The following is a 23,043-nucleotide window of genomic DNA, read 5'->3' on the forward strand; positions in this document are numbered from 1 at the left end:
GCCGTGTGCGCGCCCCGGGGTGGGTCAGGCCGTGCGCTTGCGTGACGTCGACTTCTTCGCCGTCGTCTTCTTCGCGGCCGTCTTTTTCGCGCCCTGGCCCGACTTCGCCGTGGACTTCTTGGCCGCCGTCGTCTTCTTGGCCGCCGTCTTCTTCGCCGTCGACGTCGACTTCTTGCCGCCGGTCTGCTTGGGGGCCGCGCGGGCCGTCTTGCGCTGCGGGAGCGGCTTGACCTCGGCGTGGTCGTCGGGTTCCTCGCCGCGGGATTCGCGGGCCGCGCGGACGCTGTTCTCCAGGGCCGCCATCAGGTCCAGGACCTTGCCGCCCTTGGCCGGTTCCGGGGCTTGGCGCGGGGTCTCGCCGGCGGCCTTCGCGGCGATGACCTCCTCCACGGCCTCGCGGTACTCGTCGTGCAGATCCTCCAGGTCGACCTCGCCCAGGGTGTCCATCAGGGCGTCCGCCAGGTCCAGTTCCTGGTCGCGGACCGTGACGTCCGTGTCGGGGGCCACGCCCTCGGGGGCGCGGACCTCGTCCGGCCACAGCAGACCGTGCATCGCGATGGCCTCGCCGACCACCCGGAGCATGCCCAGGCGTTCCCTGCCGCGCAGGGCGAACTTGGCGATCGCCACCTTGTTGCTGCGCTTCAGTGCCTCGCGGAGGAGGGTGTACGGCTTCGCCGCGGGGGCGCCGCTGGCCTGGAGGTAGTACGCGGCGTCCATCTGGAGCGGATCGATCCGGTCGCCCGGGACGAAGGCCACGATCTCGATCGTCCTGGCCGTGGGGATGGGCAGGCTGGAGAGGTCCTCCTCGGTGATCGGGATGATCGTGCCGTCCGCGTCCTCGTAGCCCTTGCCGATCTCCCCCTGGGTGACCTCGCGGTCCTCCAGCTCGCAGAACTTGCGGTAACGGATGCGGCCGCCGTCCTCGGTGTGGATCTGGCGGAAGGAGATCGAGTGGCTCTCGGTGGCGTTCACCAGCTTGATCGGGATGCTGACCAGCCCGAACGAGATGGCGCCGTTCCAGATGGATCTCACGTGCAGCACCCTTCCGGTCACTCTCGGGAGTGTTCGTCCTGGTTCGCGTGGGATTCTTATCGTATGGCGCCTATCACAGTGGTGGAGGGGCGACGGCTCGCGCTCAGCAATCTGGAGAAGGTGCTGTATCCCGCCACCGGCTTCACCAAAGGCGAGGTGCTGCACTACTACGCGACCGTCGCCGAGGTCCTGCTGCCCCATCTGCGGGACCGGGCGGTGTCCTTCCTGCGGTATCCGGACGGGCCGGACGGGCAGGTCTTCTTCACGAAGAACGTGCCGCCGGGTACGCCCGAGTGGGTCACCACCGCCGAGGTGCCGAGGGTCGAGGGGCCCTCGCGGATGGTCCTGGTGCAGGATCTGCCGAGCCTGATGTGGGCGGCCAACCTCGTCACCGAGTTCCACACCCACCAGTGGCTCGTGGACACGCCGGAGACGGCCGACCGGATCGTCTTCGACCTCGATCCGGGGGCGCCGGCGAGCATCGTGCAGTGCTGCGAGGTCGCGCTGTGGCTGCGGGAACGGCTCGCGGACGACGGCATCGAGGCCTACGCAAAGACCTCCGGCTCGAAGGGGCTGCATCTGCTCGCCGCCGTGCGCGGGGCGTCTTCCGAGCAGGTGTCCGAGTACGCCAAGGAGCTGGCGGTCGAGGCGGAGAGGGCCATGCCGCGGCTCGCGCTGCACCGGATGACGCGGAGCCTGCGGCCGGGGAAGGTCTTCGTCGACTGGAGTCAGAACGCCGCCCGCAAGACCACGGCGACCCCCTACACCCTCCGGGCCCGCCCCGAGCCGACCGTCTCGGCGCCGGTGACCTGGGAGGAGGTCGAGCAGTGCGAGGCGCCCGGCCGGCTGGACTTCGAGGCGCGGGATCTCGCGTCACGGGTCCAGGACCACGGGGATCTGCTCGGGCCGCTGCTCGATCCGGGGCGGGCCGGGTCGTTGCCGTAGCCACGGGAACCTCAGGTGTGTCCACACCCGCTGCCCTCGTGGCCTCACACCCTCGCCCATGTCTTCCGGTCCCGGGCGGCCGCGTGCAGGGCTTCCACGTCCGCCGGTTTCAGGACGGCGTCCTGGGCGGTCAGGCTCTGGATGTCGGTGTCCGTCAGGATGCGGAGGTCGCGCGGCCGGGCCTGGACCGACACCGTCGTGGGGGCCAGCAGGGCGAGTACGGGGTGGACCTCGGCTGTCAGGGCGTAGGAGGCGCGGTCGGCGTCGGTGCGGACGCGGCGGAGCAGGGGGTGGGGGTCGCGGCGGCTCAGGGTGACCATGGGGTCGGTGACCGTCACGCGGTGCTTGCGGGCGTAGAGGGTGTGTACGGCGTACAGGCCGCCGGGGCCGATCAGCAGATGGTGGATGCGGCCGCCGCCGGGGAGCGGGACGGAGTGCAGGGTGTGCCAGCCCGCGCCGTCCAGGCGGTCCAGGGCCTCCCCCACGGTCTGCTCGGCCGTCAGGGCCCGGCGGCGCGGGTCGGGGCGGAGCCGGTGGGCCGGGCCGGGTTCGCGGTCGAGGGCGACGACGAGGGCCTCGCCGGGGCGGTTGGGCGCCAGGTCGTCGTCGGGGTGGAGCGCCAGCCGGGCGAGGTCGGAGGGGGTCGGCACCGGGGGCGGGCCGACCGTCACCGGGCCGGTGATGAAGGGCCCGAGAGCCCGGAGGACCTCGTCCTCGCGGTCCGTGCCGAGCAGGTTGACCCGGGCGGCCTCACGGTCGTACCAGGCGATGTTCCTGCCGTCCGGGAGGCAGACGTAGAGCCGTTCCTGGCCGTGTCGCCGGGTCGGTACGACGCGCAGTCCGTCCATGCACCATCACCCCCGACCATGGGAACAGGCGGGGTGCTGCGGGGGCAAGAACCCGGTTACCTTGGAGAGCAGTTGGGCAGGCCCCCGGTCGGTGATGGTGGGGAGGCTTTGTTGCGTACCCGCAGGAAACCCGATGTGCCGGCTCCGGAGAGCCCGTGGAGCGAGGTGGTGCCCGGCCTGTGGATGGGCGGCCACGAGTACGCGGGCACCCCGGGGCAGGTGGAGTTCGCCGTCGTACGGGACGAGTTCGACCTCGTGCAGACGCTGCTGCGGCTGCCCGGCCACGGCCCCGATCCGGGCGTCCGGCATCACGTCTGGCCCATTCCCGACGGGCCGCTCGACGGGACGCAGCTCGCCGGGGTGATCCGATTGGCCGAGGCGGCCTGCGAGGCGCTGGACGAGGGCCGCAGGGTCCTCGTTCGCTGTTACCACGGGTACAACCGCTCGGGGCTGGTCGTCGCGCACGCGCTGATGCGCCGGGGCGACTCCGCGGAGACGGCGATCCGGCTGATCCGGGACCGCCGTTCGCCCTGGGCGCTGCACAACGAACTGTTCGTCGAGTACCTGCGGGCCGGTCTGGCCACGGCCCGGCTGCTGGAGGAACTCACCGAGTGACACGCCACCCCACCAGCACAGCACCCGGCCGGTGCCTCGGCAAACGGGCTCCCTCGCGCGCAAATGGGACGTCCCCGCGAATAAAGTGGGCCGGGCCGGCGGGTCGTGCCCGAGCCGCGTGATCACCCCCTCGAACCGCAGGAGTGCAGTGCCCCTCAGCCGTCCCGGAGGCCTTCTCGGAAGCCGACCCGGCGAAGCCCTCTGCCGACCGGGCGACGCCTCCGGCCGACCCGGCGAGGCCGACTGCCGACCCGGCGAAGCCTCCCGCTGCCCTGGCCGAGCCGACGTCAGCCCTGACCGAGCCGACCTGCGCCACAGCGGCCAAGCCGACCCGCACCCCGGCCAAACCGACCACAGCCCCGGCCAAGCAGCCCGCCAACCCGGCGAAGCCTCCGGCCGCCCCGGCCAAGCAGCCCGCCACCCCCGCCAAGCCACCCCTCGCATCATCCGAGCCGCCCGTCGCGCCCTCCTCGTCACTCTCCTGCTGGCGACCGCCGCGGCCTGCGGGGACACCGGTGGGCTCGAAGGTGCCGGGGCGACGCCGACGGCGGTCGGGCCGGCGCGGCTCTGGCCGGAGCAGACGCCCGCGTCCAGCCCGGCCTTCGAGATCGGTGAGGTGAACACCGAGGTGGTCAAGGGCGTCAAGGTCCCGGCAGGTGACGACATCCGCGGGGTGGACCCGGTCGAGGTCGTCCGGGCCGAGATCGCCGCGAGCCCGGGCGACTACGACGGCGGCAAGGCGCCGTACCGGGACACGGCCGGGCGGATGACCGGCTGCGGCAAGGGCCCCGGGCACGGGCGGTGCCCGGTCCTGAAGCCGTACTACCGGGACCTGACCGGCGACGGGCGCGACGACCTGACACTGGGCTTCCGGCTGCTGCCCGGCAAGACGACCGCGGTGCGCGTCTACACCGTCGAGAAGCACCGGCTCGTGCAGGTGATGTCGTGGGAGGACGCGCTGAGCGGCGTGGAACTGGCCGGGCGTTCCCTGGTCATCCGCTCGCCCTCCGAGGTGGCGGGCTACGAGTACCGCCTGCAGTGGACCTGGGACCGGGACCAGCGGGCGATGCTCCTCACCCACGACGAGATGCTGCGCACCGGGCCGCGCAAGCACTCCCGCCACCCGGCCGCCTCCCCCTCGGCGAGCACCGGATGAGACCCGTGCTCCCCCAGTGGTCGGGGACGCTCGCCGTGAAGGCCGCCGCCTTCATCACGGTGATGTGCTGCGCGCTGGCCGCCCTGCTCGGCGTCCTGGTGCATGTGCAGGTGACCGACCAGACCGTAGGCCAGGCCCGCGACCAGGCGCTGCAGCGGCTGGAGCAGGCGACGGAGCGGTACGAGGCCGGTGACCCGTTGCGGCGGGGCGCCGCGCTGGATCCGCCGGAGCTGCCCCGGAAGCTGCGGGACCTCGCGGTGGCCGGTGACCGGGGCACGATGGTGGCCGACCGCGAAGGGCGCCCCACGATGTGGGCGGCCGGGCCGGCCGACGGCGGCAGGGCCCTGGCCGTGGCGGTGGACTACTCGCAGCAGGCGCGCACCATCGCGGGCCTGGACCGGGCGATCCTGTGGTCGTCGGGCCTGGCGATCGGGGCGACGCTGCTGGTCGGCGCGTTCGCGGTGACGCGGGTGACGCGGCGGCTGCACACCACGGCGCGGGTGGCCCGGCGGATCAGCGCGGGCGACCTGGACGCGCGCGTGAACGACCCCCGGACCGATCCGCGTACGAAGACTCCGGCGCGGCCACCGGACGAGGTGGCCGCGGTCGCCGCCGCGCTGGACTCCATGGCGTCGTCGCTGCAGGGCAAGCTGCTGGCCGAGCAGCGGTTCACGGCGGACGTGGCCCATGAGCTGCGCACTCCGCTGACCGGGCTGCACGCGGCGGCCGAACTGCTGCCTCCCGGCCGCCCGACGGAGCTGGTGCGGGACCGGGTCGCGGCACTGCGCACGCTCACCGAGGACCTGCTGGAGATCTCCCGGCTGGACACCGGGCGGGAGCTGCTGGAGCTGGACACGGAGCAGTTGGGGCCGCTGGCCGAGCGGGCGGTGCGGGCCGCGGGGAACGGCACGGAGGTCAGGGTCGTACGGGATGTGTCCGTGGAGACGGACCGGCGGCGGCTGGAGCGGGTGCTCGGCAATCTCGTGGCGAACGCGCACAAGCACGGCCGGGGCCCGGTCGTACTGACCGTGGACGGGCCGGTGGTGACGGTTCGCGACCACGGGGACGGCTTTCCGGAGTACCTGGTGGCGCACGGTCCGCAGCGGTTCCGTACGGAGGGCGGGTCCAGGGGGCACGGGCTGGGGCTGACCATCGCGCTGGGGCAGGCCGAGGTGCTGGGCGCGCGGCTGAGGTTCGCGAACGCGCCGGACGGCGGGGCGGTGGCCACCCTGGCACTGGCGGTGGAGTGAGGGCGTAGGGGCCTTCCTCCTATGGCCCAGCGTGACGGGCGGGGCCCGAGGGGCGCTCCTAATGTGGCGATTAGTCAGCTTCGGTCCTTCCGCCCCCACATGGAGGTACTCCCGATGTCACTCCCCATGTCTCTGCGCTCCCGCCTCTCCATAACCACCGCCGCCGCGCTCCTCGCCGCCGCTGCCGCCGTCACGCCCGCCGTCGCGGACGACGAGTGGGACGCGTCCGGCGCCAGCTCGATGAGCGCCGACACGTTGGGGTCCGACACGACGGACGCCGGCACGATGGGCGGCGACGGATACCACCGCCACGACGACCGGCGCTTCTACCGGGGTGTCGTCACGGCGAACACCCTGGCGCTGCGCAGCGCCCCGAACCGCGGCTCGCGGATCATCCGGTTCGCCCACCGGGGGGACAAGGTCAAGATCTTCTGCAAGGCCCCCGGCCAGACCGTGCAGGGCAACCCGCTCTGGTATCTCCTGGCGGACGGCACCTGGGCCTGGGGCGCGGCCCGCTTCATCGACAACATCGGCCCCGCGCCACGCTGGTGCTGACACTCGGTCACCCAAACACACACAAGACGTACCGTTTGGGTAGGTTCCGGACATGAGCAAGGCCGGAATCACCGTGGCGACGGCGGACCCGCCCGCGCCCGCCGTCCGCCCCCTCCCCCGGCGCCGTGGCATCGAGCTCGCCCTCATCGTCGTGGCCGTACTGCTGTCCGTGTACGGCTACTGCGCGGTGGGCCTCGCCCAGCACGGCACCCTCCCGCCCGGCGCCGCAGGCTACGGCGCCGGGCTCGGCGTGCTCGCGCTGCTGGCGCATCTGGCGGTGCGGCTGCGGGCCCCGCACGCCGACCCCCTCCTGCTGCCCATCGGCGTGCTGCTCAACGGGCTCGGCCTGGTGCTCATCTACCGGCTCGACCTGGAGACCCCGGGCGACCGGGCGGCACCGGCCCAACTGGTGTGGTCGACGCTGGGCGTGACGCTGTTCATCCTGGTCGTGCTGCTTCTGCGCGACCACCGGGTGCTCCAGCGCTACACCTACGTCTGTGTCGTCGCCGTGCTGGTCCTGCTCACCCTGCCGATCCTGTTCCCGGCGGTGAACGGGGCCCGCATCTGGATCCGGATCGCCGGGTTCTCGATCCAGCCGGGCGAGTTCGCGAAGGTGCTGCTGGCGGTGTTCTTCGCCGCGTATCTGGCCGCGAACCGCAATGCCCTGGCGTACACCGGCCGCCGTATCTGGAGGTTCCAGTTCCCCACCGGACGGGTGCTCGGGCCGATCGTCGCCGTCTGGCTGGTGAGCGTGGGCGTACTGATCCTGGAGCGGGACCTCGGGACGTCGCTGCTCTTCTTCGGCCTGTTCGTCGTCCTCCTCTACGTCGCCACGGGCCGCACCGGCTGGATCACCGTGGGACTGCTCCTGGCCACGCTGGGCGCGGTCGCCGTCGGGCGTCTGGAGCCGCATGTGCACAGCAGGATCGAGACGTGGCTGCATCCGTTCGCCTCGGTCGAGGCGGGCGAGGGCCCGAACCAGCTCGCGCAGTCGCTGTTCGCCTTCGCGGAGGGCGGTTTCCTCGGCACGGGGCTGGGTCTCGGCCACTCGGTCCTCATCGGCTTCGCCGTGAAGTCGGACTTCATCCTGGCGACGGCGGGCGAGGAACTGGGCCTGGCGGGTCTGTCGGCCATCTTCGTCCTCTACGGCCTGCTGGTGGAGCGCGGCTACCGGGCGGGCCTGGCGCTGCGCGAGCCCTTCGGCAGGCTGCTCGCGGTGGGCCTCTCCTCGCTCGTGGCGCTCCAGGTGTTCGTGATCGCGGGCGGGGTGACCGGCCTGATCCCGCTGACCGGTATGGCGATGCCGTTCCTGGCGCAGGGCGGCTCGTCGGTGGTGACCAACTGGGCGATCGTGGCGCTGCTGGTCCGGGTGAGCGACTCGGCGCGGCGTCAGCACGACGGGCAGGAGACCCCATGACGCGGCACATCCGGCACGCCGGCCTCTTCTGCGCCCTGCTGCTGGTGGCCCTGCTGCTGAACGCCGCCCGCGTCCAGGTCGTCCAGGCGCCGCTGTACGACGGCCACCCCGCCAACCGTCGCCCGGAGATCGCCCGCTACGAGCAGCCGCGCGGGAACATCCTGGTCGGCGACCGGCCGATCACCGGCTCGCAGGACACCCGCGAGCATCTGCGCTACGAGCGGACCTACGCCGACGGCCCGATGTACGCGCCGGTCACCGGCTTCGCCTCCCAGCTCTACGGCACGACGCTGCTGGAGCACACCGAGGACGGCATCCTGTCCGGCTCGCACCCGATGCTCGCGCCGTTCCCGCTGTGGAACGACTTCACGCGGGCGCGCAACGCCGGCGGGAACGTGGTGACGACACTCGACCCGGCCGCGCAACGGGCCGCGTACCAAGGGCTCGCCGGACGCAAGGGGGCCGTGGCCGCCCTGGAGCCGTCCACCGGCCGGATCCTGGCCCTGGTGTCCGCCCCGTCCTACGACCCCCAGCCGCTGTCCGGGAACGGGGCGGCGGCGGCCCGGGCCTGGCAGCGGCTGAACGCCGACCGGGACCGGCCGATGCTCAACCGGGCGGTGCGGCAGACGTATCCGCCGGGTTCGACCTTCAAGATCGTCACCTTGGCCGCGGCGCTGGACGCCGGCCTGGTCCCGGACCTCGACAAGCCGACCGACTCCCCCGACGCCTACCGGCTGCCCCGTACGAGGACGCGTCTGTCGAACTATGCCAAGGGCTGCGCGGACGCCTCCGTGCGCGAGGCGTTCGTCTTCTCCTGCAACACCGTCTTCGCCCAGCTCGGTGTGCAGGTGGGGGTGCCGGGCATGACGGCGGCGGCCCGGTCCTTCGGCTTCAACGACCGGGCGCTGCGGATCCCCTTCGCGGTGGCGCGGTCCACGTTCGACACCTCGCTGGACCAGGCACAGCTCGCGCTGTCGTCGATCGGCCAGTACAACACCCGCGCCACCCCGCTGCAGATGGCGATGGTGGCGGCGGCCGTGGCGAACGGCGGGCAGGTACGGGATCCCTATCTGGTGGAGCGCACGACCCGGCCGGGCGGCAGCACCCTCGCGACCGCCGGCTCGCGCCCGATCCGCCAGGCGATGACGCCCGCGACCGCCGCGCGGCTGCGCGGGCTGATGCTGGGCGTGGTCAGGGGCGGCACCGGGCGCAACGCCGCGATCCGCGGTGCCAAGGTGGGCGGCAAGACGGGCACGGCCCAGCACGGCATCGGCAACTCCGGTACGCCGTACGCCTGGTTCGTCTCCTGGGCGCAGGGCGGTCGTGATCTGCAGCCGCGGGTGGCGGTCGCGGTCGTCGTGGAGGACGCGGACGCCAACCGCGGGGACATCAGCGGGGGCGGCGACGCGGCGCCGATCGCGCGGGCGGTGATGGAGGCGGTACTGAAGTCCCGGGACCGGCTGCCCGGTTCCTGAGACGGCTCTACCGGGAGACCGGGGCCCCGACCTACCGTTCGGTCATGACTGCTGCCGCCGCCTTCGAACTCGCCCAGGTCAACATCGCCCGCCTCAAGGCCCCGCTGGACTCCCCGCAGTTGAAGGACTTCGTCGACGCCCTGGACCCCGTGAACGCGGACGCCGACGCCGCCGACGGTTTCGTGTGGCGCTTGCAGGGCGACTCAGGCGACGCGACGGACGTGGCCGTCTTCGGAGACTCCTGGCTGATCATCAACATGTCGGTGTGGCGGAACACGGACGCGCTCACGGCGTACATGTACCAGGGCAGGCACCGGGAGATGCTCGCCCGCCGCCGCGAGTGGTTCGACCGGGTCCAGGAGGCCATGGTCGCGCTCTGGTGGGTCCCGGCCGGCCACCGCCCGACCGTCGCCGAGGCCGAATCCCGCCTCCTCCACCTCCGCACCCACGGCCCGACCCCCTACGCCTTCACCCTGCGCACGTCGTACCCGCCCCAGGGCGCGACGCCCCTCCTGGGCGAGGTACCGGAGGGGCTGGGCTGCTCGGTCTAGCGGCGGCGGTCGATGGCGGTGAGGTCGATGGCGAGGGGGAAGGGGACGGTGAGTTCGAGCTTGTCGTGGAAGATGCCGGTCAGGCCGTAGGCCTGGGTCGCGGGGTCGAGCTCGTACACATAAACCACCGGGAGGCCTTCGTTCTCCTCGACGCGCCAGTAGTGCGGAATTCCGGCACGCGCATACTTCAGCGGCTTGACCTCACGGTCCCGGTCCTCCGAGTCCGCGGAGACGACCTCGACAGCGATGACGACGTCTTCCGGCCGGTACCAGGTCTGTTTGGGGCCAGTGTCGGCACCCGCTTGAAACACCAGGACATCGGGTTCCGGCCGATTGCGCTTGTTCAGCTTGATGGTCATCTCACGGATGACGTCGAACTCCTCCGGCACCTGATCCAGCAGGGTGTTGTCCAGCAAGCGGATGGCACGTGAGTGGAAGTTGGTCTGCGGACTCACGAAGACAAGACTCCCGTCGATCAGCTCCGTGTGCGGAGGCAGGTTGGGAAGCTCGTCGAGGTCGTCCGCCGTCCAGCCGCCCTCGGGCGGACGAGGCCACTCGTAGTCGTCGTCCAGCCCGTAGTCACGCGCGGCGCTCATGATCGCTCCCATGTGCCGGAGTCTGCCTGGCACAGCCAGCGTACCCAGGGGAATATGCCGATTCGCCCGTCGAACGAGTGATCAACCGTCGAGTCGTTGACCGGCCTCGATGACTGCCTCCACCTCCGCGACCCGCTCCCCCTCCTCCACCGCGAAGCGCTCCGCGTCGAGCTTCTCGGCGATCTCCTCGTCCTGGGACATCAGCAGGTCGAGGTTGGAGTCGCCCATGTCCAGGACGCCCATGTCGACGTAGGCCTGCTGGAGGCGTTTGCCCCACAGGCCGATGTCCTTGACGCAGGGGACGATGCGGCTGAAGAGGAGCTTGCGGAAGAGGGCGAGGAACTCGGACTGCTCGCTGCAGGCCTCCGCCTCGGCCTTCGGGATGCCGAAGTTCTCCAGCACCTCCACGCCCCGCAACCGGTCGCGCATGAGGTAGCAGCCCTCGATGACGAACTCCTCGCGCTCGCGGAGCTCGGCGTCGCTGAGCTGCTGGTAGTAGTCCCTGAGCGCCATCCGCCCGAAGGCCACGTGCCGGGCCTCGTCCTGCATGACGTACGCGAGGATCTGCTTCGGCAGCGGCTTGTCCGTGGTGTCCCTGATCATGCCGAAGGCCGCCAGCGCCAGTCCCTCGATCAGCACCTGCATGCCCAGATACGGCATGTCCCAGCGCGAGTCGCGCAGCGTGTCGCCCAGCAGGGACTGGAGGTTGTCGTTGATCGGGTACAGCAGCCCGACCTTCTCGTGCAGGAACCGGCCGTAGATCTCGGCGTGCCGGGCCTCGTCCATGGTCTGGGTCGCGGAGTAGAACTTCGCGTCCAGATCAGGGACGGACTCGACGATCCGCGCGGCACAGATCATCGCGCCCTGCTCACCGTGCAGAAACTGGCTGAACTGCCAGGAGGCGTAGTGCAGGCGCAACTCCCCCTTGTCCTTCTCCGTCAGCTTCGCCCAGTGCCTGGTCCCGTAGAGGGACATCGCCTCGTCGGGAGTCCCCAGCGGATCGTACGGATCCACCTCCAGCTCCCAGTCGATCCGCTTCTGACCGTCCCACTGCTTGTCCTTGCCCTTCTGATAGAGGGCCAGGAGCCGGTCGCGGCCACCGTCGTACTCCCAGTTGAAACGGGCAGCTCCGCTCGCCGGCACCTGCCACACGGACTCTTCCGGTTCCTCGGCGTACAGGTCGAAGGTCGGCATGCCCCGCAGGCTCCTACGTGGTAGACGCCGCGTCAACAAATCGCGCACAGGGGATTGACGGCCTTGCTGACACGCAGTCTCATAAGAGGGACAGTGACGTGTGCACAACGAGGTGGGCAGCCATGACGACCCTGACGGAAGCCGACGCGCTCGACGGCCTGCGCGACGCCCTCGGCCTGCTCAAGGACCGGGAGCAGGTGGCCCAGCGGCTCCTCGACTCCTCCGCCAAGCACTCCTTCGACCCGGACAAGGAACTGGACTGGGACGCGCCCTTCGAGGAGGGCAAGTGGTTCTGGCCCCCGGAGCTGGTCTCGCTCTACGACACCCCGCTCTGGAAGCGCATGAGCGAGGAGCAGCGCATCCTGCTCTCCCAGCACGAGGCGGCGGCCCTGGCCTCCCTGGGCATCTGGTTCGAGATCATCCTCATGCAGCTCCTCGTCCGCCACATCTACGACAAGGCCGCGACGAGCGCACACGTCCGCTACGCCCTCACGGAGATCGAGGACGAGTGCCGCCACTCCAAGATGTTCGCCCGGCTGATCTCCCACGGCGACACACCCTGGTACCCGGTCAGCCGCGCCCACCAGCACCTGGGCCGCCTCTTCAAGACCATCTCCACCACCCCCGGCTCCTTCACCGCCACCCTCCTCGGTGAGGAGGTCCTGGACTGGATGCAGCGCCTGACGTTCCCCGACGAGCGCGTCCAGACCCTGGTCCGGGGCGTCACCCGCATCCACGTCGTGGAGGAGGCCCGCCATGTGCGCTACGCCCGCGAGGAACTCCGCCGCCAGATGGTGACGGCCCCGAGGTGGTCCCAGGAGTTCACCCGGGTCACCTCCGGCGAGTTCGCCCGGGTCTTCTCGGTGGCGTTCGTGAACCCGGACGTCTACACGAACGTCGGCCTGGACAGGCGTGAGGCCCTCGCCCAGGTCAAGGCCAGCGGCCACCGCCGCGAGGTCATGCAGAACGGCTCGAAGCGGCTGACGGACTTCCTCGACGACATCGGGGTGCTGCGCGGAGTGGGACGCCGGCTCTGGAAGTCCTCCGGTTTGCTGGCATAGACCCCGCCCGGGTCATGTCCATGCAGGGTGGCTACTGTCCTCTGTGACCCCGTCACTGTCAGTGGCCACAAAGGAGATCACCCGGCATGTCCCCCCACTCCCTGCGCACCGCCGCCGTAGGCGCCGCTGCCGCCCTCGCCCTGACCGCGTGCGGCAGCGAGTCCGCCGACACCGACAAGGCGCCCGCCCCACAGGGCGTCGTCAGCAAGGCGACCGCCAAGAAGATCGCCGACCGCTACGAGAAGGTCAACAACAAGGCGAACGCGGCCCAGGACGAGAAGCTCCTCGCGACGGTCGAGGGCGGCCAGGTCTACGCGATGGACAAGGCCGTCTACACCCTCTTCGACACCTGGCCGAAGAAGGACCAGAAGGACTACGCCAAGCCCTTCTCCTACACGGACCGCACCTACGTGATCCCGAAGAAGGGCGCGGGCGACTGGTTCGCCGTCCAGGCCAAGTCCAGCGTGAACGACGAGGAAAGAGTGCTCCTGGTCTTCGACAAGGTCGACGGCACCTACAAGATGGTGCTGTCCCTCTGGGCCGCCGCGGCGGACATCCCCAAGCCGGCCCTCGACAAGGACGGGCTCGCCGAGGCCGTCGACCCCGGCACCAAGATCGGCGGACTGGCCCCCACCGACATACGCGCCGCCTACGCGGACTACCTCGAAACCGGCGGCAAGAAGAAGGGCAAGTCCCTGACCTCCACGCAGCCCGTCGAGAACGCCAAGAAGACCTACCAGCGCAGCAGCACCAAGGGCGCGGCCGAGGGCAAGGCCACCGAGAAGTTCTTCGCCAAGGCCCCCGCCGACCCGAGCGTCTACGCCCTGCGCACAGCCGACGGCGGCGTCCTCGCCCTGGTCCCCCTCGCCCACAAGCAGGAATCCCTGCTCAAGGAGTCCTACCGCTCCATCGCGAGCCTCGTCCCCAACGACGAGCAGGCCGCCCTGGGCGCCACCAGCGGCCCCCTGATCACCGACACCTTCGAGGGCCAGGGCCTGGCCGAACTGACCCCGAAGGCCGCCCGCCTCACCAACGTCGACTTCCAGCACGTGGACGCGCGCTAGGCGGGACCACGACGCGCCCGCACCCGCGTACGGCGAGAAGGGGACGTGTCGGGGGGTGTCCGCCCGCAGCGGTTGGCGCGTCAACGCCGGTCAGTCGGTATGAAACTCAATCGCGCCGTTCCGAGGACGGACACCCCCCGGCGCGGCCCCGACCCACCACCCACGGCGTAGGCGCTACGCGCACCCCCACCGAAGCAGCCACAGGCCGCCGCAGGCATCCGGCCCCCGCCCCGGCTCCCGGCTACGCTGCGAGGCATGACACCAGCCGCCCCCACCCCCGCCTACCGGCGCCTCAGCGTCGAGGAACGCCGCAGCCAACTGCTCACCTCCGCGCTGTCGCTCTTCGCGCACCGCGCCCCGGAGGACGTCTCCCTGGACGACGTGGCGGAGGCGGCGGGGGTGTCACGCCCCCTGGTGTACCGCTACTTCCCCGGCGGCAAGCAGCAGCTCTACGAGGCCGCCCTCCGCTCCGCCGCCGACGAGCTCCGGACCTGCTTCGACGAACCCCGAGAGGGCCCCCTCCTCCCCCGCCTGTCCCGCGCCCTCGACCGCTACCTCACGTTCGTCGACCAGCACGACGCCGGCTTCAGCGCCCTCCTCCAGGGTGGCAGCGTCGTGGAGACCTCACGGACCACCGCCATCGTCGACGGCGTCCGCCGCGCCGCCGCCGAGCACATCGTCAGGCACCTGGAGGTCACCACCCCCGGCCCCCGCCTGCGCATGACCATCCGCATGTGGATCACGGCCGTGGAGGCATCGAGCCTCATCTGGCTCGACGAGGACAAGCAGCCCCCCGCCGAGGACCTCCGCGACTGGCTCGTCGAGCAGTTCGTGGCCATGCTGTCGGTGACCGCCCGCCGTGACCCGCAGACCGACGCCCTGGTCCAGGCGCTCGCCGAGGATGTCTGACACTGATCTGGTGAAGAGCGAAGACACCCCCTTCGAGGGCGGCCCCATGGACGGCAGGGTCCTGCCCGTCCTGCTCGGCATCACCGGCCACCCGCCCAAGACGTACCGCATCCCCGTCCCGGACCCGGCCGGCGGCCCGCCCACGGTGCTCGCCTACCGCCGTGTCCCCCGCGGCCCGGGCAAGGTCGGCCTGACCAACCGCTGGAAGTACGAGTACGCCCCGGAGGGCGTCCCGCCCCGGCGGCTCACATGGCCCTGGTCGAAGCCACACGCCACGCCGCCCGGCAAACGGGACGACGCCGACGGGTGACCCTGTTGCGCCGAATCGCGCAGGCCTACCGCACAGACCGTCCCACACCCCTCATCCTCACGATGTCCGGTGGCCGAAGGGCCGCCCCCGCATCGGAGGTGATGGCATGTCAGGAACCCTTCTGCGTCTGGCCTGTACGGCGGCGATGGCAGCAGCAACCCTCGCACCCACCCCCGCCACAGCAGCCCCGGACCCAACTCCCACCCCCACACCCACATCCACCGCCGCCCCCGGACCACCCCCCGCCTCCCTCGCCTACCTCCTGACGGACCTTCAGCAGCTCTACCGCAAGGCCGAACAGGCCACCGAGGCCTACAACGCCACCGAGGAGAAGCTGAAGAAGCAGCGCACGGAGACCGACCGCCTGAACCACGCCCTGGCCCGCGCCCGGCTCTCCCTGCACGACAGCCGGAGCGAGGTCGGCCGCCTGGCCAGGCAGCAGTACCAGAGCAGCACGGACATCTCCCCGTACGTACACCTGCTCCTGGCCCGCGATCCCCAGCACGCGATCGACCAGGGCCATGTGATCGGAAGGATCGCCCGGGAACGGGCCGCCACCATCAACCGCCTGACCGGCGCCGAGCGAAAGGCCGACGACCTGGCCCGCAAGGCCCGCAAGGCCCTCGACCAACAGCTCACCCTCACCGAACGGCGAAAGAAGGAACAGGACCAGGTCGTCAAACGCCTGCACGACGTGGAGGACCTCCTCGCCTCCCTCAGCCGCGACCAGCTCGCCGCCCTCTCCGCGTTCGAGACGAGCGGGATCACCAAGGCCCAGAAGAAGTTCATGGCGTCCGGCGCGCTCAGCAGCGCCCGCAGACCGTCGGCGGAGGGCGATCGAGCCCTGCGCTACGTGGTCGGGCAGCTCGGCAAGCCGTACGAGTGGGGCGCGGAGGGCCCGAAGTCGTACGACTGCTCGGGCCTGACCTCGCAGGCGTGGGCCGAGGCCGGGGCGCCCATCCCCAGGACCAGCCAGGAGCAGTGGAAGCGGCTGAAGCGGATCCCGCTCGCCGAGCTGCGCCCGGGGGACCTGGTCGTGTACTTCCCGGAGGCCACGCATGTGGCGCTGTACCTCGGCGACGGCATGGTCGTCCAGGCCCCCCGTCCGGGCGCGAAGGTGAAGGTGTCACCGATCGCGGCCAACCCGCTCCTGGGCGCCGTGCGCCCGGACCCGTCCGGGAAGCCCCTGCGGCGGTACGCGCCGCCGAAGCTCCCCAAGGGCGCCACGGACGGGTCGGACAGCGGCTACGACGGTTACGCCGCGCCCGCGCCGGACAGCTCGGCGAGGTAGGCGCCCGTCTTCTCCGGGTCGTAGAAGAAGTTCTCGAAGTCGGACGGGTCGTTGAAGCCGTTGGCGAAGCGGTCGGCGGCCGGCTGGAGCTCGCCGGCGGCGCCGATCAGGTTCAGGATGTGCTCCGGCGGCGGCGCGAGCATCGCGTTGGTCCACTTGGTGACGTGCTGGGCGGTGTCCCAGTAGCGGTCGAAGGCCGACCGCATCCACTCCTCGTCGAACGGCTTGTCACCGTGCTCGACGATCGCGGACAGGTACGCGGCGGCGCACTTGGACGCCGAGTTGGAGCCCTGGCCGGTGATCGGGTCGTTCGCCACGACGACGTCCGCCACACCCAGCACGAGTCCGCCGCCAGGGAGGCGGCCGATGGGGTTGCGGACGGTGGGGGCGTAACGGCCGGCCAGCGCGCCGCCCGCGTCGGTCAGCTCGACCTTGGTGGCCCGCGCGTACTCCCAGGGGACGTACCGCTCCATGAGTTCCAGGGTCAGGGAGAGGTGCTCCGCGGGGTCCTTGACGCCGCCGAAGGCGTCGAGCGGGCCGCCGGGTATGCCCTCCCAGAACAGGATGTCGGCACGGCCGGAGGTCGTCAGAGTCGGCATGACGAACAGTTCGCCGACGCCCGGCACGAGGTTGCAGCGGACCCCTTCGGTGTCCGGGTGCTCGGGGCGCGGGCCGAGGCCGTGGACGTACGACACGGCCAGTGCGCGCTGCGGCTCGCTGTAGGGGGAGCGCTCGGCGTCCCGGCCGAACATCTGCACGAGCTCGCCCTTGCCGGCCGCGACGAGGACCAGGTCGTACGTGCGGGAGAAGTAGTCGAGGTCGCCGACGGCCGCGCCGTGGATGACGAGTTGTCCGCCGCGCTGTGCGAACGTCTCCATCCAGCCGGCCATCTTCACGCGCTGGTCGACCGACTGCGCGTACCCGTCGAGCCTGCCCAGCCAGTCGATGGCACGCGCCGCGGGACCCTCGGCCCAGGAGCCGGGGGCGGCGACCGAGACGCCGAGTCCCTGGATCTTCGGGGCCTGGGACTCCCAGAAGTTCAGCTGGAGATCGCGCTCGTGCTGCAGTGCCGTGTGGAACATGCACTGCGTCGACATGACCCGGCCCGTGCGGATCTCGTCCGCCGTCCGGTTGGACATCAGGGTGACCTCGTACCCCTGCGACTGGAGGCCGAGAGCGATCTGGAGCCCGGACTGACCGGCTCCGACGACGAGTATCTTCCGCATGCGGGGCTGTCCTCTACTCGGGGGTTTCGTCGAGCGCGTGGCCCACCAGGGCCAGGAGGGTCTCGATCACGGAGATCCGGCGACGCGCGTCCATGATCATGACAGGTATGTGTCGCGGGATGGTCAAGGCCTCCCGCACATCCTCCGGCTCGAACAGCTCGCTCTCGTCGAAGTGGTTCACCGCGACCACGTACGGCAGCCCGGAGCTCTCGAAGTAGTCCAGTACCGGGAAGCAGTCCTTCAGCCGGCGGGTGTCGGCCAGGACGACTGCGCCGATCGCACCGCGCACGATGTCGTCCCACATGAACCAGAACCGCTGCTGGCCCGGCGTGCCGAACAGGTAGAGCACCAGGTCGTCGTCGAGCGTGAGGCGCCCGAAGTCCATGGCCACGGTGGTGGTGCTCTTGCCCGGTGTGGCGGTGAGGTCGTCGGTGGCCTCGCTCGCCTCGGTCATCAGCGCCTCGGTCTGCAGAGGCGTGATCTCCGAGACGGCGGTGACCAGGGTGGTCTTGCCCACGCCGAAGCCGCCCGCCACCACGATCTTCGTGGCGATGGGTGCGCGGGTGCGGTCCGTCTCCCAGGCGTGCATGCTCGCGTCGGGCTGGACGAACGGGGAAGTTGCGGAGACGCCGTGAGCGGCGTCAGAGACGACGGAGTCCACTCAGCACCCTTTCCAGCAGAGCCCGGTCCGGGCGGCCCGTGCCGTGGCCGGTTCCCGTGCCGTACACACGAATCTTTCCCTGGTCCGCGAGGTCGCTGAGGAGCACGCGGACCACGCCGAGCGGCATCTTCAGCAGCGCGGCGATCTCGGCCACCGTACGCATCCGGCGGCACAGTTCGACGATGGCCTGGAGCTCCGGCATCACCCGGGTGGAGAGGGAGCCGTTCGTCAGCTCCTTGCGCTCCTCCGGGGCCTCCAGCGCGGCCGTGCTCGCCACGAACGTCTCCACCAGGAGGACGTGGCCGAAGCGGGTGCGGCCGCCGGTGAGCGAGTAGGGGCGGACCCGGGCGGGTTTGCGGTCACCGCCGCGGACCGGGAGGTGATGCTTCGGCGTACTGCTCATCGGGCACTCCCCGTCGTCTGGGACCGCTCCAGGGAACTACGGAGCTCGCTGCGGAGTTCGGGCGTCAGGACATGGCCGGCGCGGCCGACGAACAGGGCCATGTGGTACGCCACCACGCTCATGTCGCATTCCGCGGAGCCGTGGACGCCGAGCAGCGAGCCGTCGCTGATCGACATCACGAACAGGCTGCCCTCGTCCATCGCGACCATGGTGTGCCGGACCCCGCCGAAGTCCATCAGCTTGGCGGCGCCGACGGTGAGGCTGCCGATGCCGGAGACGATGGTGGCCAGGTCGGCGGCCGAGCCGCGCGGGCCGGTCCGCTTGGTGCCGCGGGCCTGCAGGGCTTCCCTGGCCTGCCGGTTGCGGTGGTCGTCGGAGGAGAGCAGGAGCAGTCCGTCGGAGGAGACGACCGCGACCGACTGGATGCCGGGTACCTCCTCGACGAGGTTGGTCAGCAGCCAGTGCAGGTTGCGGGCCTCACTGCTCAGCCCGATCAGTCCGAAGGTACTGGGAGCGGTCAACTGCTTGCCTCCTCGGCTGTGCCCCCCGTGGCTTCTTCGGATACAGCTGGTCCTGATGTGCCGGTGACCGGCCGCTTGTGCGAGGCCGTCTGCTCGGCGATCTCCGCCTCCACCTCGCGGTAGCCGGCCTGGGCACCCTGGCGGAAGCCGCCGAGCCGGCGGCGGAGGGCCTCGGCGTCCACGGAGCCGCTGCGCTGGCGCGGGGCGGTGGTCTGGGCGGTGACCTTCGGGGTGCGCTTGGGGAGGCCCTTGTCGGTGACACGCTCGTGCTCCACGTCGGCCTCGGCTTCGCCGTCGGCGCTGTCGTGCCCACCCGCACCCCCCGTGCGGGTTTCCTGGTCCTGTGCCTGCGGCCCCTGCGGGGCGAAATCGCCGTCGGCGGCCGCGGATTCGTGCTGCGTCGGCTCCGGGTCCGGCTGCGGCGCCGGGAGCAGCAGCTCCATCGTGGTCTCTGCAGGGGTTTCCGGCGGTGCCACCGGTACGTCCGGTACGTCCGCCGCCGTCGGCTCCGGGTGCTCGGCAACCTCTGCGTTGGGCTCCGGGTGCTCGGCTGCCTCGTCCCGCCGTACCGCCTTCTCCGCCAGTGCCACCAAGGGGTCCCCGCCGCCGGCGCGGCCGTGCAGGACGTTGGAGTTGGCCTCGGCGTCGGCGCCCGGGAAGGAGACGGTGTGGGTCGTGCCGGAGAGCGGGCCGGAGGCCGGGACGGCGGTGTGCGGGGCGGCAGCGAAGAGGTTGCGGGGCAGGACGACGACCGCCGCGACACCGCCCTGCTTCTGCTCACGCAACTGCACGCGCACCCCGTGCCGGTGGGCGAGGCGGGCCACGACGTACAGGCCGAGGCCGAGACCGTCCTCGCCCTCCTGGTCGTAGGGCGCCTCGGGGTCGAAGTCGGCGAGGCGGGAGTTGAGGCGCTCCAGCCGGTCCTCGGTCATGCCGATGCCCTCGTCCTGGACGGAGAGCATGACCTCGCCGTTCTCCAGCAGCCAGCCGGAGACCTCGACGGGCAGGTCGGGCGGGGAGAACGAGGTGGCGTTCTCCATGAGTTCGGCCAGCAGGTGGGAGAGGTCGTCCGCGGCGAATCCGGCTATGTGCGCGTGCGGCGGCAGCGCGGCGATACGGACCCGCTCGTACCGCTCGATCTCGCTCACCGCGGCACGGACGATGTCCACGAGCGGGACGGGCCCGGCGGCGTGCTGGACGTGCTCGGTGCCGGCGAGGACCAGGAGGTTCTCGCTGTGCCGGCGCATGACCGTCGCGAAGTGGTCGAGCTTGAAGAGGGTCGCGAGCCGGTCCGGGTCCTGCTCGCGCTCCTCCAGGTTCTCGATGACGGCCAGTTGCCGCTCGACCAGTCCGAGGGTGCGCAGCGCGAGGTTGACGAACGTACCGCCGATGGCCGTGCGCACCCGCTCGAGCTGGGCGACGGACTCGGCGAGTTCGCCGCGCAGTTCCTCGCGCGCGTCGGCCATCTTCTGGCGCTGGCCGACGAGGTGCTTGCGGTCGGACTCCAGCGTGGTGATCCGCTCGGTGAGGCCGGCCGCGTGCGCGTGCAGGGCGTTGACGGAGCGGACGACCTGGGCGAACTCGTCGTTGCGGCCGGTGAACTTCACCGGCTCCTCGGCCGCCGGGTCCTCGGCCTCGGCGAGGCGCTTCGAGCCCAGCCGCAGGACCGCCAGGGGCCGGGTGAGGCTGCGGGCCATGCCCGTGGCGACGCCGACGGCGAGCAGCATGAGGGCGCCGAGGACGGCGATGCGGATCTCCAGCGCGGTGACGTCGTCGTCGCGCAGCGCCTCGAGGTCCTTGGTGCTCCGGTCGTAGAGGGCGGACTCCACGCCGCGCATCAGGTCGACCCGGGCCGAGAGGGCCGCGTCCAGCCGCTTGGTGTTGACGGAGAGCTCGTCCCCGGACAGCGTCGGCTGGCCGGTGAGGGCGGCGAGGTACTTCTCGGCGGAGTTGACCTCGGTGCCGGTGACCGTGGAGTCGAAGGAGGTGCGGGACTCCTTGGGCGCGGTGTCGCGGAAGTCGGCCAGCGCCGCGTCGGAGCGCAGCCGGGCCTGCTGGGCGGCGGCGCTCAGGGCGTCGCGCTGCCGGGTGCCGGCGTCGGAGGAGTTCTCGGCCGGCAGGCCCGTGACGGGGTCGGTGACCGTCTCGCCGCGCGGCACGCTGAGGGCGGCGAGCAGCAGCCCGCGGGCCGCGGCGGCCTGCTGGACGGCGGAGTCCAGCTCGGCCCGGGCGTAGGCGCCGGCGCCCGCACGGGGCGGCGTCTGCTGCGCCAGTCGTTCCGCGAGCCGGTGGAGTTGGGTGATGGAGGTGGAGTACGCCTGGTGCGCTTCGAGGGCGCTGCTCTTGCCGGTGAGCGCGGCCCGCCGGACGGCCGCGATGTCGTCGAGGTCCGAACGGAGCGAGGCGGGTGTGTCGGTGTCGGCCCGCAACTCCTCGACCTGCCGGTCCACGCGGGCGCTGCGCTGCTCGGAGGGGGCCTTGGACTTGGGGCGGCCGGCCGCTATGTAGGAGGTGACGTCGTCCCGCTCGTCGGCGAGGGAGTGCGCGAGCCCGAGGGCGTCCTGCGTCTGCTCGGCGAGCGTCACCAGTTCCTGGGAGTCGTGCAGTTGCCCGGAGGCCGCCAGGACGGACGGGGTGCCGGCACCGGCGATGGCCGCGGCGACGACGGCCACGGCGACGATGAGCCGGTTGCGTACATGCGTGGGGCGGCCCTTGCCGGTGGGGGGCGTCGGCTCAGCGCCCTGAGCGGGGGCCGTCTGCTTGCCTGTACGACGAGGCCGCGTCTTCTGCACCGGTGCTCGCATTCCTGACTCGTGAACCCATGGGCCCGGGTGACGTTCCGTCAACTGGCGCGTACTCCCGGTACATTTCCCGACCCTCCCAGCGCCGGTGGGCAGCGCACGCGCATCACCTGACCCGCCACCCGAAGGAGTGAACCCCGGACGAGAGTTGAGGGGCAAGTTCCGCTGGCCCTTGCAGCGGCCGTGCGCGGCACGCCGGTTGGACGCCGGAGGCGGGCGGTGGCAGTATTCGCCACCACGCCTTCCCGGAACAAATCATTCCATCCCAAAACAGGCGTCTGACCTGCGTTGCGGCAGTGATCTCGCAACCATTGCCAGCCTTTTGCGACCCTTGTGAAGGGCTCGTGCAGACTGGCTGGATGCGTACTGAACTCGCCTCGGAGCCGGGAGACGCCGACCGCCCCAACGAGGACTTCGCCAGTGTCGGACTACCGGCCTCCGGACAGGGCGGTTCGGTCGTCGTCCTGGACGGCGTCACGCCACCGAAGGACGGGACGGGCTGTCTGCATTCCGTCCCCTGGTTCACCGCACGCCTCGGCGGAGCTCTGACCGAACTGACCGTTTCACTCCCGGATGCTCCCCTGGTCGACGCCTTGTCCCGCGCCATCGCGCGTACCTCCGAGGCGCACGCCGCAACCTGTGACCTTTCTCACCCCAGGACTCCGCAGGCCACGGTGGTGATCGCCCGCTGGACCCCGGCCACGGTGGAGTACCTGGTGCTCTCGGACTCCGCGCTTCTGCTGGAGTCCCCCGACGGCGTGGTGACGCCCGTCCTCGACGACCGCCTCTCCCTCCTCCCCCGGTCGGCCCTGGCCACGGACGCGCTGGTGGACTCCACGGTCCGCAACAAGGAGGGCGGCTTCTTCACCGCGGCCGCCGACCCCTCGGTGGCCGCGCGGGCGGTGACCGGCACCGTGCCCCGCCACGAGGTACGCGCCCTGGCCGCCCTCACGGACGGCGCCGGCCGCTGGGTGGAGCGGTTCGAGGAGGGCGACTGGACGGACTGCTTCCACCTCCTGCGCAAGGAGGGACCCCAGGCGCTGGTGGACCGCGTTCGGGCGCTGGAGCGGGGGGACTCCGCCAGGACGTTCCTGGGCCGGAGCAAGACGCATGACGACGCGACGGTGGTCTTCGTCGAGTTCTAGGCGCGGGGCCGGGGCCC

23 protein-coding genes are annotated in these 23,043 nt (G+C 71.3%); 14 read left to right on the forward strand and 9 right to left on the reverse strand.

The features are described from left to right. Positions 1 to 24: 24 nt before the first annotated feature. Entirely contained in the window at positions 25 to 1,041 is a 1,017-nt protein-coding gene (locus NNW99_RS11095; protein WP_215124229.1) for a Ku protein, read from the reverse strand. Positions 1,042 to 1,095: 54 nt separating this feature from the next. Here NNW99_RS11095 and ligD point away from each other — a divergent pair, with 54 nt between their 5' ends. Further along, positions 1,096 to 1,977, forward strand: coding sequence for a non-homologous end-joining DNA ligase (gene ligD, locus NNW99_RS11100; RefSeq protein ID WP_215118539.1), 882 nt, complete (start codon positions 1,096 to 1,098; stop codon positions 1,975 to 1,977). A gap of 44 nt (positions 1,978 to 2,021) precedes the next feature. Here the strand turns inward: ligD and NNW99_RS11105 are convergent, their stop codons facing one another. After that, on the reverse strand, positions 2,022 to 2,825 hold the full coding sequence (locus NNW99_RS11105; protein WP_215118540.1) for a nuclease-related domain-containing protein: 804 nt from the start codon (positions 2,823 to 2,825) through the stop codon (positions 2,022 to 2,024). 111 nt (positions 2,826 to 2,936) lie between these two features. Between NNW99_RS11105 and NNW99_RS11110 the strand changes: the two genes are divergently transcribed. The 7 genes from NNW99_RS11110 to NNW99_RS11140 all read left to right on the forward strand — a co-directional run bounded on the left by NNW99_RS11110 (position 2,937) and on the right by NNW99_RS11140 (position 9,844). Continuing rightward, positions 2,937 to 3,440, forward strand: a complete 504-nt coding sequence (locus tag NNW99_RS11110) for a dual specificity protein phosphatase family protein (protein WP_215118541.1) — start codon at positions 2,937 to 2,939, stop codon at positions 3,438 to 3,440. A gap of 442 nt (positions 3,441 to 3,882) precedes the next feature. Further along, complete coding sequence (locus tag NNW99_RS11115) at positions 3,883 to 4,596, forward strand: hypothetical protein (protein WP_215124230.1); 714 nt, start codon at positions 3,883 to 3,885, stop codon at positions 4,594 to 4,596. Then, complete coding sequence (locus NNW99_RS11120; RefSeq protein ID WP_215118542.1) at positions 4,593 to 5,846, forward strand: ATP-binding protein; 1,254 nt, start codon at positions 4,593 to 4,595, stop codon at positions 5,844 to 5,846. Before NNW99_RS11115 ends, NNW99_RS11120 begins: the two co-directional genes overlap by 4 nt. Before the next feature lie 114 nt (positions 5,847 to 5,960). After that, complete coding sequence (locus NNW99_RS11125) at positions 5,961 to 6,401, forward strand: SH3 domain-containing protein (protein WP_215118543.1); 441 nt, start codon at positions 5,961 to 5,963, stop codon at positions 6,399 to 6,401. A gap of 52 nt (positions 6,402 to 6,453) precedes the next feature. Next, complete coding sequence (locus NNW99_RS11130) at positions 6,454 to 7,818, forward strand: FtsW/RodA/SpoVE family cell cycle protein (protein ID WP_215118544.1); 1,365 nt, start codon at positions 6,454 to 6,456, stop codon at positions 7,816 to 7,818. Continuing rightward, positions 7,815 to 9,293, forward strand: a complete 1,479-nt coding sequence (locus tag NNW99_RS11135; RefSeq protein ID WP_215118545.1) for a penicillin-binding transpeptidase domain-containing protein — start codon at positions 7,815 to 7,817, stop codon at positions 9,291 to 9,293. The genes NNW99_RS11130 and NNW99_RS11135 overlap by 4 nt, the downstream gene beginning before the upstream one ends. Before the next feature lie 44 nt (positions 9,294 to 9,337). Further along, positions 9,338 to 9,844 (forward strand): DUF3291 domain-containing protein, encoded by a 507-nt coding sequence (locus NNW99_RS11140; protein WP_215118546.1) that lies wholly within the window; start codon positions 9,338 to 9,340, stop codon positions 9,842 to 9,844. Here the strand turns inward: NNW99_RS11140 and NNW99_RS11145 are convergent. Then, entirely contained in the window at positions 9,841 to 10,440 is a 600-nt protein-coding gene (locus NNW99_RS11145; RefSeq protein ID WP_215118547.1) for a Uma2 family endonuclease, read from the reverse strand. The genes NNW99_RS11140 and NNW99_RS11145 overlap by 4 nt on opposite strands. 81 nt (positions 10,441 to 10,521) lie before the next feature. Continuing rightward, positions 10,522 to 11,634 carry a ferritin-like domain-containing protein gene (locus NNW99_RS11150; protein ID WP_215118548.1) on the reverse strand — a complete coding sequence of 371 codons (1,113 nt, stop codon included), beginning with the start codon at positions 11,632 to 11,634 and terminating at the stop codon, positions 10,522 to 10,524. Between the two features lie 122 nt (positions 11,635 to 11,756). On the opposite strand from NNW99_RS11150, the gene NNW99_RS11155 reads away from it, so the two are divergent. The 5 genes from NNW99_RS11155 (at position 11,757) to NNW99_RS11175 (ending at position 16,269) form a co-directional block, all read left to right on the forward strand. Next, entirely contained in the window at positions 11,757 to 12,695 is a 939-nt protein-coding gene (locus NNW99_RS11155; RefSeq protein ID WP_215118549.1) for a diiron oxygenase, read from the forward strand. A gap of 86 nt (positions 12,696 to 12,781) precedes the next feature. Further along, a complete protein-coding gene (locus NNW99_RS11160; protein ID WP_215118550.1) occupies positions 12,782 to 13,759 on the forward strand; it encodes a hypothetical protein in 978 nt (325 codons plus the stop codon). A gap of 255 nt (positions 13,760 to 14,014) precedes the next feature. Continuing rightward, complete coding sequence (locus tag NNW99_RS11165; RefSeq protein WP_215118551.1) at positions 14,015 to 14,668, forward strand: TetR/AcrR family transcriptional regulator; 654 nt, start codon at positions 14,015 to 14,017, stop codon at positions 14,666 to 14,668. A 10-nt stretch (positions 14,669 to 14,678) separates the two neighbouring features. Beyond that, the gene (locus NNW99_RS11170) at positions 14,679 to 14,978 is read left to right on the forward strand and encodes a hypothetical protein (protein ID WP_251057759.1); all 300 of its coding nucleotides are present in this window, start codon (positions 14,679 to 14,681) and stop codon (positions 14,976 to 14,978) included. Positions 14,979 to 15,084: 106 nt separating this feature from the next. Beyond that, positions 15,085 to 16,269 carry a C40 family peptidase gene (locus tag NNW99_RS11175; RefSeq protein ID WP_215118553.1) on the forward strand — a complete coding sequence of 395 codons (1,185 nt, stop codon included), beginning with the start codon at positions 15,085 to 15,087 and terminating at the stop codon, positions 16,267 to 16,269. Here NNW99_RS11175 and NNW99_RS11180 read toward each other — a convergent pair. The 5 genes from NNW99_RS11180 to NNW99_RS11200 are packed head-to-tail and all read right to left on the reverse strand — an operon-like array spanning position 16,233 to position 21,872. After that, complete coding sequence (locus NNW99_RS11180) at positions 16,233 to 17,495, reverse strand: styrene monooxygenase/indole monooxygenase family protein (protein ID WP_215118554.1); 1,263 nt, start codon at positions 17,493 to 17,495, stop codon at positions 16,233 to 16,235. The two genes, NNW99_RS11175 and NNW99_RS11180, sit on opposite strands and share 37 nt — an antisense overlap. Positions 17,496 to 17,508: 13 nt before the next feature. After that, the gene (locus NNW99_RS11185; protein WP_215118555.1) at positions 17,509 to 18,156 is read right to left on the reverse strand and encodes an ATP/GTP-binding protein; all 648 of its coding nucleotides are present in this window, start codon (positions 18,154 to 18,156) and stop codon (positions 17,509 to 17,511) included. Continuing rightward, a complete protein-coding gene (locus NNW99_RS11190) occupies positions 18,137 to 18,559 on the reverse strand; it encodes a DUF742 domain-containing protein (protein WP_215118556.1) in 423 nt (140 codons plus the stop codon). Before NNW99_RS11190 ends, NNW99_RS11185 begins: the two co-directional genes overlap by 20 nt. Then, entirely contained in the window at positions 18,556 to 19,080 is a 525-nt protein-coding gene (locus NNW99_RS11195) for a roadblock/LC7 domain-containing protein (RefSeq protein ID WP_215118557.1), read from the reverse strand. Before NNW99_RS11195 ends, NNW99_RS11190 begins: the two co-directional genes overlap by 4 nt. Further along, positions 19,077 to 21,872: a nitrate- and nitrite sensing domain-containing protein gene (locus tag NNW99_RS11200; RefSeq protein ID WP_251057760.1), complete on the reverse strand. Its 2,796-nt coding sequence runs from the start codon at positions 21,870 to 21,872 to the stop codon at positions 19,077 to 19,079. The genes NNW99_RS11195 and NNW99_RS11200 overlap by 4 nt, the downstream gene beginning before the upstream one ends. A gap of 368 nt (positions 21,873 to 22,240) precedes the next feature. On the opposite strand from NNW99_RS11200, the gene NNW99_RS11205 reads away from it, so the two are divergent. Continuing rightward, positions 22,241 to 23,026 (forward strand): protein phosphatase 2C domain-containing protein, encoded by a 786-nt coding sequence (locus NNW99_RS11205; protein ID WP_215118559.1) that lies wholly within the window; start codon positions 22,241 to 22,243, stop codon positions 23,024 to 23,026. Positions 23,027 to 23,043 lie beyond the last annotated feature (17 nt).

It is taken from the genome of Streptomyces sp. CRCS-T-1 (genome assembly GCF_024442335.1).
In the GTDB taxonomy this organism is placed as follows: Bacteria; Actinomycetota; Actinomycetes; order Streptomycetales; family Streptomycetaceae; genus Streptomyces; species Streptomyces koelreuteriae.

Coding starts and splice junctions, on each gene's coding strand:
- NNW99_RS11175 (WP_215118553.1), top strand. CDS start 15,085: ATGTCAGGAACCCTTCTGCGTCTGGCCTGTACGGCGGCGATGGCAGCA.
- NNW99_RS11120 (WP_215118542.1), top strand. CDS start 4,593: ATGAGACCCGTGCTCCCCCAGTGGTCGGGGACGCTCGCCGTGAAGGCC.
- NNW99_RS11205 (WP_215118559.1), top strand. CDS start 22,241: ATGCGTACTGAACTCGCCTCGGAGCCGGGAGACGCCGACCGCCCCAAC.
- NNW99_RS11130 (WP_215118544.1), top strand. CDS start 6,454: ATGAGCAAGGCCGGAATCACCGTGGCGACGGCGGACCCGCCCGCGCCC.
- ligD (WP_215118539.1), top strand. CDS start 1,096: ATGGCGCCTATCACAGTGGTGGAGGGGCGACGGCTCGCGCTCAGCAAT.
- NNW99_RS11180 (WP_215118554.1), bottom strand. CDS start 17,495: ATGCGGAAGATACTCGTCGTCGGAGCCGGTCAGTCCGGGCTCCAGATC.
- NNW99_RS11145 (WP_215118547.1), bottom strand. CDS start 10,440: ATGAGCGCCGCGCGTGACTACGGGCTGGACGACGACTACGAGTGGCCT.
- NNW99_RS11155 (WP_215118549.1), top strand. CDS start 11,757: ATGACGACCCTGACGGAAGCCGACGCGCTCGACGGCCTGCGCGACGCC.
- NNW99_RS11135 (WP_215118545.1), top strand. CDS start 7,815: ATGACGCGGCACATCCGGCACGCCGGCCTCTTCTGCGCCCTGCTGCTG.
- NNW99_RS11150 (WP_215118548.1), bottom strand. CDS start 11,634: ATGCCGACCTTCGACCTGTACGCCGAGGAACCGGAAGAGTCCGTGTGG.
- NNW99_RS11105 (WP_215118540.1), bottom strand. CDS start 2,825: ATGGACGGACTGCGCGTCGTACCGACCCGGCGACACGGCCAGGAACGG.
- NNW99_RS11160 (WP_215118550.1), top strand. CDS start 12,782: ATGTCCCCCCACTCCCTGCGCACCGCCGCCGTAGGCGCCGCTGCCGCC.
- NNW99_RS11190 (WP_215118556.1), bottom strand. CDS start 18,559: ATGAGCAGTACGCCGAAGCATCACCTCCCGGTCCGCGGCGGTGACCGC.
- NNW99_RS11165 (WP_215118551.1), top strand. CDS start 14,015: ATGACACCAGCCGCCCCCACCCCCGCCTACCGGCGCCTCAGCGTCGAG.
- NNW99_RS11125 (WP_215118543.1), top strand. CDS start 5,961: ATGTCACTCCCCATGTCTCTGCGCTCCCGCCTCTCCATAACCACCGCC.
- NNW99_RS11140 (WP_215118546.1), top strand. CDS start 9,338: ATGACTGCTGCCGCCGCCTTCGAACTCGCCCAGGTCAACATCGCCCGC.